Origin of the sequence: Streptomyces sp. NBC_00162 (genome assembly GCF_024611995.1) — a bacterium.
GTDB lineage: Bacteria > Actinomycetota > Actinomycetes > Streptomycetales > Streptomycetaceae > Streptomyces.
Genome location: NZ_CP102509.1, coordinates 4,458,109 through 4,473,786 on the forward strand (window position 1 = coordinate 4,458,109; position 15,678 = coordinate 4,473,786).

General features: G+C 69.7%; 9 protein-coding genes. 6 read left to right on the forward strand and 3 right to left on the reverse strand.

The annotated features are described in order from the left end of the window. Nucleotides 1-5: 5 nt before the first annotated feature. Nucleotides 6-1,466, reverse strand: coding sequence for a glycosyltransferase family 87 protein (locus JIW86_RS20800; RefSeq protein ID WP_257555355.1), 1,461 nt, complete (start codon nucleotides 1,464-1,466; stop codon nucleotides 6-8). An 88-nt stretch (nucleotides 1,467-1,554) separates the two neighbouring features. Further along, nucleotides 1,555-4,146: a transglycosylase domain-containing protein gene (locus JIW86_RS20805; protein WP_257555357.1), complete on the reverse strand. Its 2,592-nt coding sequence runs from the start codon at nucleotides 4,144-4,146 to the stop codon at nucleotides 1,555-1,557. Nucleotides 4,147-4,438: 292 nt separating this feature from the next. Between JIW86_RS20805 and JIW86_RS20810 the strand changes: the two genes are divergently transcribed. The 3 genes from JIW86_RS20810 to JIW86_RS20820 all read left to right on the forward strand — a co-directional run bounded on the left by JIW86_RS20810 (nucleotide 4,439) and on the right by JIW86_RS20820 (nucleotide 7,549). Further along, nucleotides 4,439-5,041, forward strand: coding sequence for a PadR family transcriptional regulator (locus tag JIW86_RS20810; RefSeq protein WP_215139795.1), 603 nt, complete (start codon nucleotides 4,439-4,441; stop codon nucleotides 5,039-5,041). A 49-nt stretch (nucleotides 5,042-5,090) separates the two neighbouring features. After that, complete coding sequence (locus JIW86_RS20815; RefSeq protein WP_215139796.1) at nucleotides 5,091-6,173, forward strand: inositol-3-phosphate synthase; 1,083 nt, start codon at nucleotides 5,091-5,093, stop codon at nucleotides 6,171-6,173. Nucleotides 6,174-6,280: 107 nt separating this feature from the next. Then, the gene (locus JIW86_RS20820) at nucleotides 6,281-7,549 is read left to right on the forward strand and encodes an MFS transporter (RefSeq protein WP_257555359.1); all 1,269 of its coding nucleotides are present in this window, start codon (nucleotides 6,281-6,283) and stop codon (nucleotides 7,547-7,549) included. A 68-nt stretch (nucleotides 7,550-7,617) separates the two neighbouring features. Here JIW86_RS20820 and JIW86_RS20825 read toward each other — a convergent pair whose 3' ends face one another. Then, the gene (locus tag JIW86_RS20825) at nucleotides 7,618-9,084 is read right to left on the reverse strand and encodes a CCA tRNA nucleotidyltransferase (protein WP_257555361.1); all 1,467 of its coding nucleotides are present in this window, start codon (nucleotides 9,082-9,084) and stop codon (nucleotides 7,618-7,620) included. A 186-nt stretch (nucleotides 9,085-9,270) separates the two neighbouring features. Here JIW86_RS20825 and JIW86_RS20830 point away from each other — a divergent pair, with 186 nt between their 5' ends. The 3 genes from JIW86_RS20830 (at nucleotide 9,271) to JIW86_RS20840 (ending at nucleotide 15,610) form a co-directional block, all read left to right on the forward strand. Further along, a complete protein-coding gene (locus JIW86_RS20830) occupies nucleotides 9,271-11,541 on the forward strand; it encodes a DUF6049 family protein (RefSeq protein WP_257555363.1) in 2,271 nt (756 codons plus the stop codon). Nucleotides 11,542-11,587: 46 nt separating this feature from the next. After that, complete coding sequence (gene murJ, locus JIW86_RS20835) at nucleotides 11,588-13,762, forward strand: murein biosynthesis integral membrane protein MurJ (protein ID WP_215139800.1); 2,175 nt, start codon at nucleotides 11,588-11,590, stop codon at nucleotides 13,760-13,762. A gap of 117 nt (nucleotides 13,763-13,879) precedes the next feature. After that, nucleotides 13,880-15,610 (forward strand): protein kinase family protein, encoded by a 1,731-nt coding sequence (locus JIW86_RS20840; protein ID WP_257555364.1) that lies wholly within the window; start codon nucleotides 13,880-13,882, stop codon nucleotides 15,608-15,610. Nucleotides 15,611-15,678: the final 68 nt, after the last annotated feature.

Sequence of the window (15,678 nt, forward strand, 5' to 3'; positions counted from 1 at the left end):
CGGGGTCAGTCCTTGGGGAGCGTGCCCCAGTCGACCCGCTGTCCCTCCGAGGGCGTCGCGTACCGCGGCGCCCTCGCCGCGTCCGACAGGACGAACACGTCCTCGGCCCCGTCCAGGACGCCGCCGGAGGGGTCGTCCGAGCCGTCCCGGCGCACGACGTCCCGTTCGGGCATCAGGATGTCGCGGACGATGACCGCGCACAGGTAGAGGGTGCCCAGCAGGTGGGCGGCGATCGCCACCTGGTAGCCCTCCGTGGGCAGGCCCTGGTGCTTGTCCCCGCTGCTCGTGTAGGCCAGGTAGAACCAGATCCCGAGGAAGTAGACGACCTCGGTGGCCTGCCAGATCAGGAAGTCCCGCCAGCGCGGCCGGGCCAGCGCGGCGAGCGGGATGAGCCACAGCACGTACTGCGGCGAGTAGACCTTGTTGCACAGGATGAAGGCGGCGACGACCAGGAAGGCCAGCTGCGCGAACCGGGGGCGCCGGGGGGCGGTCAGGGTGAGCAGCCCGATGGCCCCGCACAGCAGGAGCGTCAGCCCGGTCGCGTACGTGTTGGCGCCGTCCAGGGGGTTGCCCGAGCGCTGGGAGATCAGCAGCCACACGGAGCCGAAGTCGATGGGCCGTTCCTGGCTGAAGGTGTAGAACTTCGTCCAGCCGTCCCAGGCGAAGGCCATGACGGGCAGGTTCACCAGCAGCCAGGATCCGGCCGCGCCGAGGGCGGCGGCGCCGAAGGCCCGCCACTTGCCGGCCCGCCAGCAGAGCACGAACAGCACCCCGAGCAGCAGCACGGGGTAGAGCTTCGCTGCGGTGGCCAGGCCGATGAACACGCCGAAGAGCACCGTCCGGCCCCGGGACCACATGAGCATTCCGGCGGCGGTCAGGGCGATGGCCAGCAGGTCCCAGTTGATCGTCGCGGTGAGCGCGAAGGCCGGCGCGAGGGCGAACATCAGGGCGTCCCAGGGCCGGCGGCGGTGGGTCCGGGCGACGCATACGGCGATGACCGCCGCGCAGGCCATCAGCATGCCCGCGTTGACCATCCAGTACATCTGTTCGCGGTGCTGCATGGAGCCGCTGCCGGGGGTCAGCCAGGAGGCGATCTCCATGAAGAGCCCGGTGAGCACCGGGTACTCCAGATACTCCATGTCGCCGGGGAGCCGGTCGAAGTACGGGGTCAGGTTGTCGGCGAAGCCGCGTACCGCGTACAGGTGCGGGATGTCGGAGTAGCAGGCGTGGGTGTACTGGGAAGTCGCCCCCCGGAACCACGCCCAGTCGTAGCAGGGCAGCTTCTGCACCATGCCCAGCGCGAACATGCCGATGGCGATGAGGGCCACCACCCGGACGGGCCCCAGCCAGTGGCCGCCCAGCCGGGCGTGGCGGCCGATCGGGCCGCCGAGGAACTCACTGCCCGCTGCGGCGACCTCGTCCTGCTGGGTGGGCAGTACGGGGCTGTCCTCGTGCACCTTGGTCATGGGCTCATCCTGCCGTACCGGGCCGGACATGGGGGAAGGCCGTCGCACCCTGTGCGACGGCCTTCCCCGAGTCAGCAGGCGGTCCCGGTCAGTCGGCCGCCGCTCCGGTCGGCCAGCCCGTGGTGCCGCCTGGGCGGCCGGGTTTGGCGGTGTTCGACGGGGACGGCGATCCGCTGGGGCCGCCGATGACCCCGCCGTTGGTCCCGCCGTTCGTTCCCCCGGTGGAGGTACCGCCGGTGGTGTCCGGCTCGCAGTACAGCTCCCACGGCTTGCAGGTGGGCTTGCCGCCCCGGGACGGGCTCGGCGACACCGGCGGCGGAGAGCTCGACGGCGGCATCGAGGGAGACGGGGACGGCGAAGCCGGGGCCGAGGGCGTGGGCGAGGGCGCTCCGGCGGAGTCCGCCGTGACGCCGATGTCCTCGGCTTCCGGGAACTTCTTGACCGGGGCGTCCTTGAGCGCTTCGCGCATGTACTCGGTCCAGATCACGGCCGGGATGTCACCACCGTGGATGGAGTCGACGCCACCGACGTGGTTCATGGAGATCAGCTTCTTGTCCGCCGAGTTGGGATCGGTACGGAAGAGGGCGACGGAGGTGGACAGCTCCGGCGTGTAGCCGACGAACCAGGCCGACTTGTTCTGGTCGGTGGTTCCGGTCTTGCCCGCGGCGGGCCGGCCCAGCTTCTTGACCTTGGTGCCGGTGCCGTTCTGGACCACGTTCTCGAGGACCTTGGTGACGTTGTCGGCGACGTCGTTGTCCATGGCCCGCTGCTCCTTGGGCGCCTCGAACCCGCTCAGCGCCTCGCCGTCCTTCTCGACCTTGGTCACGGAGAACGGCTCGCGGTGCATACCGGAGGCGGCGAAAGTGGCGTACGAGTCGGCCATGCGGATGGCACTCGGGGTCGAGGTGCCCAGTGCGAACGAGGCGGTGTTGTCCTTGTCCATCGAATCCTCGAGGATCCCGGTCGACTTGGCCACGTCGCGCACCTTGGTGTGACCGACGTCGAAGACGAGCTGGGCGAAGGGGACGTTGATGGACTTCTCCATCGCCTCGTTGAGGGTCACGTAGCCGAAGGCCGTGGGGCTCTCGTTCTTCTGCCGGAACGGCTTGCCGTCGGGGCCCGCCAAGGGGCTGCCCTGACGGTTCTTGATCACGGTGAGGTCGTCGGCCATGTACTTGCTGTCGGGCGAGATGCCCTGGCCGTTGGAGTTCTGCGTGCCGTACTCCATCGCGGCCGCCAGGACGTACGGCTTCCAGGTCGAGCCGACGGGGACACCGATGGTGTTGGCGTTGTTGCTGAAGTGCTTCTGGTCCCAGCCGGGCCCGCCGTACAGGGCGACGATCGCCCCGGACTTCACATCGACGGAGGCGGCGCCGAACTGCACGAAGGTGTCGTACTCGGGGCGCTTCTTCTCGTCGAGGAAGTCGTTGCGGGTCTCCTCGACGGCCTTGACCAGGGCGTCCACCCTCGGCTTCTGGAAGGTGGTGTGGATCTGGTAGCCGCCCAGAGCCATCTGCTCGGCGGTGATGTTCTTGGTCTTCATCACGTACTGCTTGGCCGTCTCGACCAGGTAGCCGATCTGCCCGGTCATGCCGCGGGCCTGCTCCGACTCGACGCGCGCGGGGAAGTCCGTGTACTTCGCCCGCTCGTCCTTGGCCATCCGGCCCACCTCGACCTCGCGGTCCAGAACCCAGGCCCAGCGCTTCCTGGCCCGGTCCTCGTTGAGGGCGGGGGTGGCCGCGGCGCCGATGCCGCCGTCCGGGTTGTACAGGTTGGGGCCCTTGAGCACGGAGGCCAGGAAGGCGCACTCGGAGGGGTTCAGGTCGTGGCTGTCCTTGCCGAAGTAGGCGCGGGCCGCTGCCTGGATGCCGTAGGCGTCCCGCCCGTAGTAGGCGGTGTTGAGGTAGCCGGCGAGGACCGTGTCCTTCTCCTCGGAGACACCCAGCCTGAGCGCGATGAAGAGCTCGGTGACCTTTCGCTTCAGCGTCTGGTCGGAGTCCAGGTAGGTGTTCTTCACGTACTGCTGGGTGATGGTCGAGCCGCCCTGGGTGGAACCGCCCGTGGCCATGTTCCACACGGCCCGGCCGATGCCCATCGGGTCGACGCCCTTGTCCGTCTCGAAGGACTCGTTCTCCGCCGCGATCACGGCGTCCCTCATCGCCCGGGGGATCTTGTCGATGGTCACGATCTGCCGGTTCATCGAACCGCCGGTCGCGACCATCTGGGTCCCGTCCGACCAGTAGAAGACGTTGTTCTGCGCCTGGGCCGCCTTGTTGGGGTCGGGCGTGCTCACCATGGCGATGCCGATGCCCGCTCCGGCGGTGATGATCGCGAAGAACCCCAGTGCCGTGCCGGACACCAGCTTCCAGGACGGCAGGAAACGCTTCCAGCCGTCCCGATCGGACCGCGGGTAGTTGATGAGGCGCTTGTCAGGGCGCCCGGTGCCACGGGCTGCCCGGCCGGAGCCTCTGCCGCGGCCGGCGGGCCCTCTCTGGGCGGCCCGGCGGGCCTCGGCGCGGCTGCCGGGGGCGGACGGTTCCGCATACGGCCCGCTGGGCGAGGCGGTGGGCACGTCACGTCCGGATCCGGCGCCCCGGCCGGGACGCTGCTGGGCAGCCCGGCGGGCCGAGGCTCGCCCACCACCTTGGGGCTGCGACGGTTTGCGGCGGTGCTCGCTCATCGAACGACTACTCCTCGGGCAGGCGAGTGGCCTGGAAGCGGCAGGTGAATTCCGGATCCCCCATGTCCTGGCGCACAGACTACGCACGGTCAAAACCCGACCAGTGCCGAAGTTCACCCCAAATCAGGCAACTTGCATCGTACGAATTGGTGATGTGATGCCGGTCACCACGTCACCCCTTGTCGCCGGACGCGCACCGTTCTATCGTCTGGATGTATCGAGTCGATACATCAGCTCGGCATAAAGACTCTGAGCCAGAGCTCGGAGTCAGAGTCGGAGGAGAGGCAGGCGGATGAGCAGGCGCTCAGGCATCCTCGAATTCGCCGTCCTCGGCCTGCTTCGCGAATCCCCCATGCACGGGTACGAGCTGCGCAAGCGGCTCAACACCTCGCTCGGGGTGTTCAGGGCCTTCAGCTACGGGACGCTCTATCCCTGCCTCAAGACGCTCGTCGCCAACGGCTGGTTGATCGAAGAGCCGGGCAACGCCCCGGAAGACGCGCTCGCCGCTTCACTCGCAGGGCGGCGCGCCAAGATCGTCTACCGGTTGACAGCCGCGGGCAAGGAGCACTTCGAGGAGCTCCTCTCCCACACGGGACCCGACACCTGGGAGGACGAGTCCTTCGCCGCCCGCTTCGCCTTCTTCGGCCAGACCGAACGAGACGTACGCATGCGGGTACTGGAGGGCCGCCGCAGCCGGCTGGAGGAGCGTCTGGAGAAGATGCGCGCCTCACTGGTCCGCACGCGGGAACGCCTCGACGACTACACGCTTGAGCTGCAGCGGCACGGCATGGAGTCCGTGGAGCGCGAAGTGCGCTGGCTGAACGAGCTCATCGAGAGTGAGCGGGCGGGACGGGATCGGAGACGACCCGGTCCGTCCGACGAAACAGAAAAATGAGGCCTGCATCTCGCAGACCTCGTCCGAGAACAAACAGGGAGCAACCGGAATGGGTTCGGTTCGCGTAGCCATCGTCGGCGTAGGCAACTGCGCCGCCTCGCTGGTGCAGGGCGTCGAGTACTACAAGGACGCCGACCCGGCGGCCAAGGTCCCCGGTCTGATGCACGTCCAGTTCGGCGACTACCACGTGCGTGACATCGAGTTCGTCGCCGCGTTCGACGTCGACGCGAAGAAGGTCGGCCTCGACCTTTCGGACGCCATCGGCGCCAGCGAGAACAACACCATCAAGATCTGCGACGTCCCGAACGCCGGTGTGACCGTCCAGCGCGGCCACACCCTGGACGGCCTGGGCAAGTACTACCGCATGACCATCGAGGAGTCCGCCGAGGCTCCGGTCGACGTGGTGCAGATCCTCAAGGACCGCCAGGTCGACGTCCTGATCTGCTACCTGCCCGTCGGCTCCGAGGCCGCGGCGAAGTTCTACGCCCAGTGCGCCATCGACGCCAAGGTCGCCTTCGTCAACGCCCTCCCGGTCTTCATCGCCGGCACCAAGGAGTGGGCCGACAAGTTCACCGAGGCCGGTGTCCCGATCGTCGGCGACGACATCAAGTCGCAGGTCGGCGCCACCATCACGCACCGCGTGATGGCCAAGCTGTTCGAGGACCGCGGTGTCCGTCTTGAGCGCACCATGCAGCTCAACGTCGGCGGCAACATGGACTTCAAGAACATGCTCGAGCGCGACCGCCTCGAGTCGAAGAAGATCTCCAAGACGCAGGCCGTCACCTCGCAGATCCCCGACCGTGAGCTCGGCGAGAAGAACGTCCACATCGGCCCGTCCGACTACGTCGCGTGGCTCGACGACCGCAAGTGGGCCTACGTCCGCCTCGAGGGTCGCGCCTTCGGCGACGTCCCGCTGAACCTCGAGTACAAGCTCGAGGTGTGGGACTCCCCGAACTCCGCCGGTGTCATCATCGACGCCCTGCGCGCCGCGAAGATCGCCAAGGACCGCGGTATCGGCGGCCCGATCCTGTCGGCGTCCAGCTACTTCATGAAGTCCCCGCCGGTGCAGTACTTCGACGACGAGGCCTACGCGAACGTCGAGAAGTTCATCAAGGGCGAGGTCGAGCGCTAGTCGAGCCCCAAGGGGTCCGCAAGGACACCTGGACTTCGACTGTTCTTCCGCGGAGGGTCCCCGGGCAATATGCCCGGGGACCCTCCGCGTATGTGACCCTTGCCCTCATGCCTGTCGTACGTGATCTGCGCGTACTCCTGCGCCTGAGGGATTTCCGCAACCTGCTCGCCGTACGGCTGCTCTCGCAGGCGGCGGACGGCGTCTATCAGGTCGCGCTCGCCACCTACGTCGTCTTCTCCCCCGAGAAGCAGACCTCACCGGCGGCCATCGCCTCGGCCATGGCGGTACTTCTGCTGCCGTATTCGGCGATCGGCCCGTTCGCCGGGGTGCTGCTCGACCGCTGGCGCCGCCGCCAGGTCTTCCTCTACGGCAACCTGCTGCGGGCCTTCCTCGCCTGCATCACCGGAATGCTGATCGTCGCCCAGGTCCCCGACTGGCTGTTCTACGCGTCGGCGCTGTCCGTGACCGCCGTAAACCGCTTCGTCCTGGCCGGGCTCGCCGCGTCCCTGCCGCGAGTCGTCGGCCCCGACCAGCTGGTCACCGCGAACGCCCTTTCCCCGACCGCCGGCACCCTCGCGGCGACCGCCGGCGGGGGACTGGCCTTCCTCGTCCGGCTGCTGGCCGCCGACGCCGACGCCCTCGTCATCCTCCTCGGCGCCGGGCTCTACCTGCTCGCGGCCCTCGTCTCCCTGCGCCTGGCCATCGGCCTCCTCGGGCCCGACCACCCCCCGGGCGTGCTCCACCCGTCGGTCGCCGAGGGCGTCGCACTCACCGTCCGGGGCATGGCCGCGGGACTGTGCCATCTCGCCTCACGCCGGGAGGCCGCCCAGGCGCTCACCGCCATGACCATGATGCGGTTCTGCTACGGAGCCCTGTTCGTCATGCTGCTGATGCTCTGCCGCTACTCGTGGTCGGACAACGAGGCCGACGGGCTCGCCCTCCTGGGGATCGCGGTCGGCGTCTCCGGGGCCGGGTTCTTCACGGCCGCCGTCGTCACTCCCTGGCTGGTGAGCCGGCTGGGCCCCCTCGGCTGGATCACCGCCTGCTCCGCGGGCGCCGCGGTCCTGGTCCCGGCGCTCGGCCTGTTCTTCGCCCCCGCACCGATGCTGATCGCCGCGTTCGTCCTCGGCCTCGCCACCCAGGGCGCCAAGATCTCCACCGACACGGTCGTGCAGTCCCGGGTGGACGACGACTACCGCGGCCGCGTCTTCTCCGTCTACGACGTGCTCTTCAACGTCGCCTTCGTCGGCGCCGCGGCGGTGGCCTCCCTCATGCTCCCCGCCAACGGACAGTCCGTGCCACTGATCCTCTGTGTGTCCGCCCTCTACGCCGCCACCGCAGTGCTGCTGGGCCGCCAGGAGCGACGTTTCACGTGAAACATTGCCGCCCGCAGGAACGCAGGGGTCGATGTTTCACGTGAAACATCGACCCCTGCGTTCCTGCGTCACGCCTGCGCGGCCCACCACTCCTTGAGGGCGGCGACGGCCGCATCGTGCCCCATCGGGCCGTTCTCCAGCCGCAGCTCCAGCAGGAACGCGTACGCCTTCCCGATCACCGGGCCGGGGCCGACGTCGAGCACCCGCATGATCTCGTTGCCGTCCAGGTCGGGCCGGATCGCGTCCAGCTCCTCCTGCTCCTGCAGCTGCTCGATGCGCTCCTCCAGCCCGTCATAGGTCCGGGAGAGCGCGTTGGCCTTGCGCTTGTTGCGGGTGGTGCAGTCGGACCGGGTCAGCTTGTGCAGGCGCTCCAGCAGCGGGCCGGCATCGCGGACGTAGCGCCGCACCGCGGAGTCCGTCCACTCGCCGTCGCCGTAGCCGTGGAAGCGCAGGTGCAGCTCCACCAGCCGGGACACGTCCTTGACGATGTCGTTGGAGTACTTCAGAGCCGTCAGACGCTTCTTGGTCATCTTTGCGCCCACCACCTCGTGGTGGTGGAAGGAGACCCTGCCGTCGCTCTCGAAGCGCCGGGTACGGGGCTTGCCGATGTCGTGCAGCAGGGCCGCGAGCCGCAGCACCAGGTCCGGGCCGTCCTCCTCCAGCGCGATCGCCTGCTCCAGCACGATCAGCGAGTGGTCGTAGACGTCCTTGTGACGGTGGTGTTCGTCACTCTCCAGCCGCAGCGCGGGCAGCTCGGGCAGGACCCGGTCGGCCAGCCCGGTGTCCACGAGCAAGCCCAGACCCTTGCGCGGGTTCGCGGAGAGGACCAGCTTGTTCAGCTCGCCCTGCACCCGCTCCGCCGAGACGATCTCGATCCGGTCGGACATGGCCTTCATGGCCGCGACGACCTCGGGAGCGACCTCGAAGTCCAGCTGCGCGGCGAACCGCGCCGCCCGCAGCATGCGCAGCGGATCGTCGGAGAACGAGTCCTCCGGGGTGCCGGGGGTGCGCAGCACACCGGCGGCCAGATCCTCCAGACCGCCGTGCGGGTCGATGAACTCCTGCTCCGGCAGAGCCAGCGCCATGGCGTTGACGGTGAAGTCGCGCCGGACCAGGTCCTCCTCGATCGAGTCGCCGTAGGAGACCTCGGGCTTGCGCGACGTACGGTCGTAGGCCTCCGAGCGGTACGTCGTCACCTCGATCTGGAAGTTCCAATCAGCGTCTCCGACGCGGGCAGCCTTCTGCGCCCCGACCGTGCCGAAGGCGATACCGACGTCCCACACCGAGTCGGCCCACGGCCGGACGATCTTCAGAACGTCCTCGGGGCGGGCGTCGGTGGTGAAGTCGAGATCGTTGCCGAGACGCCCGAGCAGCGCGTCGCGGACGGAACCGCCGACCAGGGCGAGGCGGAAGCCCGCCTTCTGGAAACGGCGGCCGAGCTCGTCGGCGACAGGGGCGACCCGCAGCAGTTCACTCACCGCGCGGCGCTGCACCTGACTCAGGGCACTGGGGTTGTCTTCGTTGGCGTTCGGCACAACAGAAAAGGGTACGTGCCCCGCCCGGCGCGGGCTTCCCCGTTTTACGGCGACCCCGGTACACCGCTGCCCCGGGGCTGAGCCGATCATGTGGAGCAAGGAGCGGCACTCGCGCACAGCGGGTCTCGTTACCATGCCTGGACGCACAAACGACGAACACCGACACTTCGAGGGACGGGCTAGCGCGTGGCCGAGGCGGCAGACATCCTGGGGACGCCCCCCACTCCTGTCCGGCGCCGATGGCTGCGGCGCGCGGTGGTCCTGCTCGCCGGGACCCCCGTCCTCGCCGCTCTGGTCTACTCACCGGCCCCCAAGGCCCAGGCCGCGCAGGCGGCCAGCGTCGACGTCCAGCTGGACTCGATGACCCCCGCCGCCCCGGTCAAGGGCGACACCCTGACCATCTCCGGCACCGTGGTCAACAACGGCTCCGAGACGATCAACGACGCACACGTGGGTCTGCGGGTCGGCCCCCTCCTCGCGGACCGGTCCTCGATCGACGAGGCGGCGGACCGCACCGGCTTCCGCGCCGGCACGGACCCAGGGGAGATCGACCCGGCCCACGCCGTGAAGATCGCCTCGCTGCCCTCGAAGGTCAACCAGTCCTTCACCCTCACGGTCCCGGTGAACAAGCTGGAGCTGGACAAGGACGGCGTCTACCAGCTCGGCGTCTCCCTGTCCGGGGTGACCGAGAGCCGTCCGTCCGAGCAGGTCCTCGGCATCAAGCGCACCTTCCTGCCCTGGCAGCCGGAGGCCGCGTCCAAGCGGGGCCAGCTCACCTACGTGTGGCCGCTGATCTCCACCACCCACGTGACCGCGGAAACCGGCTCGGACGAAACCCAGACCCCCGTCTTCCTCGACGACTCCCTCGCCGAAGAGCTCAGGTCCGGCGGCCGGCTGGAGCGGATGGTCGCGCTCGGCAAGGACCTGCCCATCACCTGGGTCATCGATCCCGACCTGCTGTACACGGTCGACGCGATGACCAAGGGCTACCGGGTCCGCGTCCCGGGCGGAAAGCCCGTCCAGGGCAAGAACAAGGCCGTCGCCGAACAGTGGCTGAGCTCCCTGGAAGCCGCCGTCCAGGGCAAGAAGGTCGTGGCCCTGCCCTTCGCGGACCCCGACCTCGCCTCCCTCGCCCACCGGGGCAAGGACGTCTCGGGCACCCTGGGCCAGCTGCGGCCCGCCACCGACAAGGCGAAGCAGGCCGTCGAGACGGTCCTGCACGTCCCCGCGTCCACCGACTTCTCCTGGCCCGTGGACGGCGCCATCGACCCCTCGATCGTCAACGTCGCCACCTCGGCCGGTGCCCACAACATCCTCACCCGCAGCGACAGCCTCTCGGAGAGCGGAGCCCTCGGGTACACCCCCTCGGCCGCCCGCCCCATCGGCGCGGGCGCCACCGCCGTCGTCGCCGACGCGGAACTCTCCACGGCCTTCGACGGCGACATGCTCAGCTCCGGGAACTCCACCCTCGCCCTGCAGCGGTTCCTCGCCGACACCCTCGCCCTGAACCTGCAGAAGACCGACGAGCAGCGCAGCTTCGTCGTCGCCCCGCAGCGGATGCCCAGCGTCAGCCAGGTGGAGACGATGGCCCAGGCCATCCGCGCCCTCCAGGCCGGCCGCTGGACCCAGCCCAGCGACCTCGAGGCCGCGGCCGCGGCCAAACCCGACCCCGCGGCCGCCACCCAGGTGCCGGGCGCCGGGCAGTACCCCGAGGACCTGCGCAAGCAGGAGCTTCCGGTGCCCGCGTTCGAGAAGATCCGGACCACCCAGAACACCCTCGACCACTTCAAGGTGATCCTCGCCGCACCCGACCGCGTCGAGATCCCCTTCGGCAACACCACGAACCGGGAGATGTCCACCTCCTGGCGCGGCCACCCCGTGGAGGCCGCCCTCTACCGGGACCAGGTCCAGGACTACCTGATCGGCCTCACCGAGAAGGTCAAGGTCGTCCCCAAGTCCGACGCCACCCTGTCCGGACACAGCGCCACCATCCCGGTCAGCGTCCAGAACAGCCTGGTCCAGGACGTCCACGACCTCGTCCTGCGGGTGAAGTCCGCCAACCCGACCCGCCTGATGTTCGGCGACAAGGGCGAGGCCGAACAGCAACAGCAGGTCACCGTCCAGGGCGACCACACCCAGACCGTCAAGTTCACCGCCAACGCCACAGCGAGCGGCCCCGTCGAGGTCACCGCGCAGCTCTTCACCAAGGACGGCGTCCCCTACGGCAAGGAACGAAAGTTCACCGTCGACGCCACCGAGATCACCCCCACCGTCATGCTCGTCATCGCCGGCGGTGTGCTCCTCCTCGTCCTGGCGGGCATCAAGATGTACGCCAGCCGCAAGCGCGTCGCGGCACGCGCGGCCGCCGAGGAGAGCACGCAGCCGAGTGACGAGTCCCCGGACACCGGACCGCAAAGCACCGACGGGTCCGGCACGGGTGAGACAGTGGACCGTTGAGCGATGCCGTGGCCGATCGGCCTGGGGACGATGAGGTGGGGTTTCGATGAACGCGCCGTACGACGGTGACCGCGCGCAGGGCACTGGTGGGCCCGCGCCCTCCCAGGGCACTGCCCCGGGCACCCCGGTGCCCGGGCAGGTTCCCGCGCCTGCGCCCGCGCCGGACCGCGACCCATATGTCCAGGACGCCTACGACTACGACCCGTACCGGGCACAGGACCTGTCCGCACAGGACCCCGTGGCCGAGGTCCTCTACGACCGGGCCGCACACCCCCCGCCGCCGCCCGGCACCTACCAGGAGCCCGGCCCGCTCTACGCGGCGCCCACCGCGCCCTCCTACGCCCCCGATCCGCACGTCTGGGCCCAGACCCCGCCGCCCGAGCCGGACGGGCCCTCCCGCCACCTGCCATACGGCGACCACGCCACCACCACCCAGTTCGTCGGCGTGGACTCCCTCGTCACCCAGGCGGCCGACGAACAGGCCGAACCCGACGCCTTCGCCCACCTGTACCGCGACCAGGAGGCGGCCCCCCGCACCCCCGCCGAGGACGCCCCCGTCGCCGCCCCGGCCCCGGCCAAGCCCGCCGGACGCGCGTCCAGCCTGCTGAAGTCCAGCGCGCTCATGGCCGCCGGCACGATCGTCTCCCGCATCACCGGCTTCCTGCGGACCCTGGTCATCGCCGGTGCCATCGGCGTCGGCACCTTCAACGACACGTATCAGATCGCCAACACCCTGCCCACGATGATCTACGTGCTGGTCGGCGGCGGCGCCCTCAACGCCGTCTTCATCCCGCAGCTGGTCCGGGCCATGAAGAACGACAGCGACGGCGGCCAGGCGTACGCCAACCGGCTGCTGACCCTCGTCGTCGTCCTGCTGGCCGCGATCACCACCATCTGCGTCCTCGCCGCACCGGTGTTCATCACGATGATGTCGCCGAAGATCGCTTCCGACCCCCAGCAGATGGACGTCGCGGTCGCCTTCGCCCGCTACTGCCTGCCCACCATGTTCTTCATGGGCGTCCACGTGGTCCTCGGTCAGATCCTCAACGCCCGCGGCCGCTTCGGCGCGATGATGTGGACCCCGGTCCTCAACAACATCGTCGTCATCGCCACCTTCGGCGCCTTCATCTGGGTGTTCGGCGGCTTCACCACCTCCGGCGTCAACGCCACCACCGTCACCGCCGACGGTGTCCGCCTCCTGGGCCTCGGCACCCTGTTGGGCCTCACCGTCCAGGCCCTCGCCATGCTGCCCTACCTGCGCGACGCCGGCTTCAAGCCCCGCCTGCGCTTCGACTGGAAGGGCCACGGCCTCGGCAAGGCCGCCCGCCTGGCCAAGTGGACGTTCTTCTTCGTCCTCGCCAACCAGATCGGGCTCGTCGTCGTCACCCAGCTCGCCACCTGGGCCGGTTCCGTCGCCGAGAAGCAGGGCCACCCCGGCACCGGCATCACCGCCTACAACTACGCGCTGCTGCTGTGGCAGATGCCGCAGGCCATCATCACCGTCTCCGTCATGACGGCCGTCCTGCCGCGCATCTCCCGATCCGCCCACGACGGGGACGCCGCCGCCGTCCGCGACGACATCTCCTACGGGCTGCGCACCTCCGCCGTCGCGATCGTGCCCTGCGCCTTCGCGTTCCTCGCCCTCGGCGTCCCGATGGCAACCCTGCTCTACGCCGGCTCCGGCGCCGGCGCCCAGAACATCGGCTACGTCCTGATGGCCTTCGGCCTCGGGCTGATCCCGTACTCGGTCCAGTACGTGGTCCTGCGCGGCTTCTACGCCTACGAGGACACCCGGACGCCCTTCTACAACACCGTCATCGTCGCCGCCGTCAACGCGGCGGGCTCCGCGGCCTCCTTCTTCGTCCTGCCCGCCCGGTGGGCCGTCGTCGGCATGGCCGCCGCCTACGGCCTCGGCTACGCCGTCGGCGTGGGCGTCGCCTGGCGCCGCCTGAAGACCCGCCTCGGCGGCGACCTCGACGGCGCCCACGTGATGCGCACCTACGCCCGCCTCACGGGCGCCTGCGTCCCCGCGGCCGCCGTGGCCGGCGCCGCCGCCTACGGGGTCACTCAGTGGCTGGGCAGCGGAGTGGCCGGTTCCGCCGCCTCCCTCGTGGCCGGCGGCATCGCCCTGGCGGCCGTCTTCCTCATCGCCGCCAAGCGGATGCGGATCGAAGAACTCAACTCGATGGTCGGAATGGTCCGCGGACGACTGGGGCGCTGATCCGCACAACCGTCGCCCCCCTTCGTGTGTCGTGCATAGCGTCGGACTGTGGGCACAATTGGCTTGGCTTCGCAGATTGGCCGACAGCGCGCAACGAATGGGGAGGCGGGAACGACGGTGGCGGAACGTAGCACGGCTGCCGTCGACGTGGCCGACAACAGTGGCGACAAGCCGCTGGCCGCGAAAGCGGACAAGGCCACGGCCGACGGGGTGGACACCCAGAACGGACGAGCCGCGGACGGACCCATGACCGAAAAGGACGGCGAACGCACGCCCGCGGCCCCCGCGGCCGCACCAGAACTCCACAGCGGCCACAAACTCGCCAGACGCTACCGGCTCGAAGAGTGCGTCACCCGTGTGGACGGATTCAGCAGCTGGCGTGCGATGGACGAGAAGCTGCGCCGGGCCGTCGGGGTCCACCTGCTGCCCGCCGACCACCCGCGGGCCCGTTCCGTCCTGGCCGCCGCACGTTCCTCCGCCCTGCTCGGCGACCCCCGGTTCGTCCAGGTACTCGACGCCGTGGAAGAGAACGACCTCGTCTACGTCGTCCACGAATGGCTGCCCGACGCCACCGAACTCACCGCGCTCCTCGCCGCGGGCCCCCTGGAGCCCCACGAGGCGTACCAGCTCGTCAGCCAGATCTCCCAGGCCATGACCGCGGCCCACCGCGAAGGCCTCGCCCATCTGCGCCTGACACCCAGCGCGATACTGCGCACCTCCACCGGCCAGTACCGCATCCGCGGCCTCGCAGTGAACGCCGCCCTGCGCGGGATCACCAGCGAGACACCGCAGCGCGCCGACACCGAGGCCATCGGCGCACTCCTGTACGCCGCACTCACCCAGCGCTGGCCGTACGAGAACGACGCCTACGGCCTCACCGGCCTGCCCAAGGGCGTTGGCCTGATCGCCCCCGACCAGGTACGCGCCGGGGTCCACCGGGGCCTGGGCGAGCTCGCCATGCGCGCCCTCGCCAACGACGGGGCCACGGCCTCCCGCCAGGAACCCGCCTGCACCACCCCCGAGGAGCTGGCCAAGGCCGTCGCCGCGATGCCCCGCATCAGGCCGCCGGAGCCCGCCTTCACCGCCCCGCCCGAGTACCAGCACACCACCTACCAGCAGGGCAGCTACGGCCGCCCCACGCCGGGTACGCCCCCCACCCAGTCCGTCACGGCCGTCCCCCCGCCGCCCCCGCCGCCCCCGCTGAACAGCCGCACCGGCCGGGCCCTGAAGTGGGGCGTCGCCGCCCTGCTCATCGCCGCCCTCGGCCTCGGCAGTTGGCAGCTGGCCGACACCCTCCTGCGCGGCAACAACGGGGGCTCCGGCAACAGCGGCTCCAACCAGCAGACCGAGCCCACCGACGCCCCCAAGGAGATCAAGCCGGGCAAGCCGCTGCCCATCGGCAACGCCACCGTCTTCGGCAAGGAGCCGATCAAGGCGGAGGACGCGGACAAGGCGGTCGACCGCAACGCCGACACCGCCTGGGTCACCAAGGTGTTCTACGGCTACGCCAACTTCGGCAACCTGGACAGCTACGACGACGGCAGCGGCATCGTTGTCGACCTCGGCAGCGTCCAGGACGTGGCCGGCCTCGACGTCGACCTGTATGCGGCTGGACACAAGGTCGAGGTGCGGGCCGCCTCCCCGGAGGCTTCCTCAGCCCGCTCCCTCTCGGACTTCCCCCACGAGGTCGTCAAGCCGAGCACGACAGGGAAGGACCTGAAGACCACCCTGGAGACCCCGGTGAAGACCCGCTTCCTGCTGGTCCACATCACGGCCCTGCCCTCTGACGGAAGCGGCGCCTACCGCGGCGGCATCAAAGAGATCAAGGTGCTCGGCACGGCCGAATAGGACCGGCCGCGAGGACAGCCACCGGGCCCGGGCAGGCCCTCGTATTCGTCCCGCCCGACCCGTACGCT

What these genes read in the sequence shown, in the direction of transcription:
- murJ (WP_215139800.1), top strand. Translation starts at nt 11,588, where the DNA reads ATGAACGCGCCGTACGACGGTGACCGCGCGCAGGGCACTGGTGGGCCC.
- JIW86_RS20800 (WP_257555355.1), bottom strand. Translation starts at nt 1,466, where the DNA reads ATGACCAAGGTGCACGAGGACAGCCCCGTACTGCCCACCCAGCAGGAC.
- JIW86_RS20820 (WP_257555359.1), top strand. Translation starts at nt 6,281, where the DNA reads ATGCCTGTCGTACGTGATCTGCGCGTACTCCTGCGCCTGAGGGATTTC.
- JIW86_RS20815 (WP_215139796.1), top strand. Translation starts at nt 5,091, where the DNA reads ATGGGTTCGGTTCGCGTAGCCATCGTCGGCGTAGGCAACTGCGCCGCC.
- JIW86_RS20810 (WP_215139795.1), top strand. Translation starts at nt 4,439, where the DNA reads ATGAGCAGGCGCTCAGGCATCCTCGAATTCGCCGTCCTCGGCCTGCTT.
- JIW86_RS20805 (WP_257555357.1), bottom strand. Translation starts at nt 4,146, where the DNA reads ATGAGCGAGCACCGCCGCAAACCGTCGCAGCCCCAAGGTGGTGGGCGA.